At 59.1% G+C, this 2,248-nt stretch carries 4 protein-coding genes; 1 reads left to right on the top strand and 3 read right to left on the bottom strand.

Annotated features, from left to right (window positions below; all coding sequences use genetic code 11):
• From L0H65_RS18705 to L0H65_RS18695, 3 genes are all read right to left on the bottom strand, one after another.
• Positions 1-571, bottom strand: a 571-nt coding sequence (locus tag L0H65_RS18705) for an amino acid ABC transporter permease (RefSeq protein ID WP_301460707.1), incomplete at its 3' end; no start/stop codon positions are given.
• A 146-nt stretch (positions 572-717) separates the two neighbouring features.
• Positions 718-1,140 (bottom strand): transporter substrate-binding domain-containing protein, encoded by a 423-nt coding sequence (locus L0H65_RS18700; RefSeq protein WP_367652017.1) that lies wholly within the window; start codon positions 1,138-1,140, stop codon positions 718-720.
• Positions 1,141-1,177: 37 nt separating this feature from the next.
• Entirely contained in the window at positions 1,178-1,669 is a 492-nt protein-coding gene (locus L0H65_RS18695; protein WP_301460705.1) for an Lrp/AsnC family transcriptional regulator, read from the bottom strand.
• A 127-nt stretch (positions 1,670-1,796) separates the two neighbouring features.
• On the opposite strand from L0H65_RS18695, the gene L0H65_RS18690 reads away from it, so the two are divergent.
• On the top strand, positions 1,797-2,248 hold a 452-nt coding region (locus L0H65_RS18690; protein ID WP_301460704.1), incomplete at its 3' end, for a pyridoxal-phosphate dependent enzyme.

The raw sequence follows: 2,248 nt of genomic DNA, 5'->3' as shown, positions 1-2,248 counted from the left end.
CCGTGCCGAACGCATCAGAAGAGTTGAACGAGGCATTGTTGATCTGGCGCACTTCGAACATCAGGTCGGTGACGGAAATCAAGGCAACCAGCGCGGTTCCTCTCAGAATTTCGATCAGCAGGTTTCCCCAGCTCGGCAGCATGATGACTACCGCCTGCGGCAGGATGATGCGCAGCATCCGGCATGTCGGCGTCATGTTGATGGCAATGGCTGCCTCCCACTGGCCATTTGGGACGGCCATGACCGCGCCTTTGACCAGAATCGCGCCATAGCCGCCGCCGTTCAAGCCAACAGCCAGAATACCGGCGGTGAATTTGTCCAGAGTCAGCCCAAAGATCGGCAGGGCAAAGAATATCCAGTAAAGCTGCACCAGCAACGATGTTCCGCGGAAAATTTCGACATAGCCCAGTGCCCCGGCCCGCACGACGCGCGAGACCGAGATCAGCATCAGGCCCGAGGCCCCGGCCATAGCCACGGCAAGTATGCTTGCCAACGTGAATTGCCCGACCGTTACCGCTGTGCCGTTTGCAAGGCGCGGTCCAAAGGTCGCCAGGAAATCGGGATATGACATCCAAGATCTCACAGGGTTCGGGGGGAGAAGGGTCAGCACGCCCGGCGGTAAAGGGCGGGGATGCGTAGTTTCAACCCGCCGTCGGTTCGCCAAATGATACTGTCGTTCTGACGGGGAGCGGGCCGGGACGACAGCATTGCCAGACCTCAGCGGTTTGCGCAAATCCAGTCGGTTTGCGTGTCGCCGGGCAGGTTGCTGGGCAAATATTCAAAGGGCGCCACAGCGGCCATCATCGCATCAGACCCCATGTAACCCTTCAACGCAGCATTGAAGGCTTGGCGGAAGTCATCATCTTCGGCGCAAAAGCCAAGACCGACGTAGCTCAGCGTCCATTCCGGCAGCGCGGTTTGGTCGGTCGCGCTGATGGTGTCGGGGTTCAGCGCGGCCATGCGGATCGCGCTCAGCGCCGGCAGGATCCCGGCATCGGCGCGGCCCGCCTGCACGGCGGCGAGAACCTCCGTCACCCCGGGAAGCTGCATCATGTTGGCGTCGTCGACGCCTTCGCGCTTGGCCGCTGCATTGGTGTTGTGGCCGCTGTGGCGCCCCCTCAGCCGCCGATTTCTGCACATGCCCTTGCGCAACTTGAATGGCGTTCCTCCCGACAGGCTACCCTGCGGTTTCCGCCTGTTCCGGCGAGACCAATGGCACCGTCAGGCTCACTTTGATCCGGTCCATCACCAGCGAGGTCCGAAACCGTTTCACATTCGAGTTTTCAAAAAACAGCCGCTGCGTCAGCAGCTTGAAACGCTCCACATCTTGCGACAGCACGACCAGAATAAAGTCGAAATCGCCTGTCACATAATAGGATTGTTGCACCTGCGGCTCTGCGTCGATCTGCGTCTTGAAGGCCTCCAACTCCACCAATCTTTCGCGTTCAAGTTCCACCATGACCAAAAAGGTCATACCAAAACCCACCCGGTCGGGCCGAATGACAGCGGTTTCATGCGCGATCACTCCGTCCGTCTTCAGTATCTTGATCCGGCGCTGCACTGTGGCGACAGACAACCCGGTTTGGGCAGCAATGTCCTCCATCCGCTCACGCGCGTTTTCTTGCAGAAGCGAAAGAATGGCGTAATCGTACGAATCAAGTCCGTTCATGAGTTTTTCCTATCATGTATTTCAGTCAGAACAACGCATTTCCCGAAAAATACAAATACGTTGTATATTTTTCCCATTTGACGGCTTTATGGTGAGGCAACGCAACCCTGCATGACTGAGGTTTGACATGCCAGCCCTGACCAACGCACGCGCCAAAACTACGCCAAAGCGCCACTTTCGCGCCAGCCCGGATCGACCACTGGCCCTGTTGGCGCGCTGCCCTGTGCATCTGCCAACGCCGATGTCGGAATTGGCCGATTTGGCGCAAGAGATTGGTGTTGCATCGCTTTTCGCCAAGAACGAAGGCGCGCGGATGCGGCTTGGCAGTTTCAAGGCGCTGGGTGGGGCTTTTGCTGTGGCGCAGATGATCTGTGAGGCGGCAGGGGTCGAAGATCCGACGGCGGCCAAGAATAAGGCTGCCACCATGACCTTTGTGACAGCAAGTGCGGGCAATCACGGCTTGTCGGTTGCTGCGGGGGCAAGGATTTTCGGCGCGCGTGCGGTGATTATCCTTCCCGCCACCGCCCCCGCCGCCTTTGCCGCGCGCATCCGTGCGACCGGCGCTGAGGTGATCGGCGG

It is taken from the genome of Pseudorhodobacter sp. (assembly GCF_030452865.1).
Taxonomy (GTDB): Bacteria; Pseudomonadota; Alphaproteobacteria; order Rhodobacterales; family Rhodobacteraceae; genus Pseudorhodobacter.
This window is presented reverse-complemented; position numbering and strand designations above follow the sequence as displayed.

Coding starts and splice junctions, on each gene's coding strand:
- L0H65_RS18700 (WP_367652017.1), bottom strand. CDS start 1,140: ATGTGCAGAAATCGGCGGCTGAGGGGGCGCCACAGCGGCCACAACACC.
- L0H65_RS18695 (WP_301460705.1), bottom strand. CDS start 1,669: ATGAACGGACTTGATTCGTACGATTACGCCATTCTTTCGCTTCTGCAA.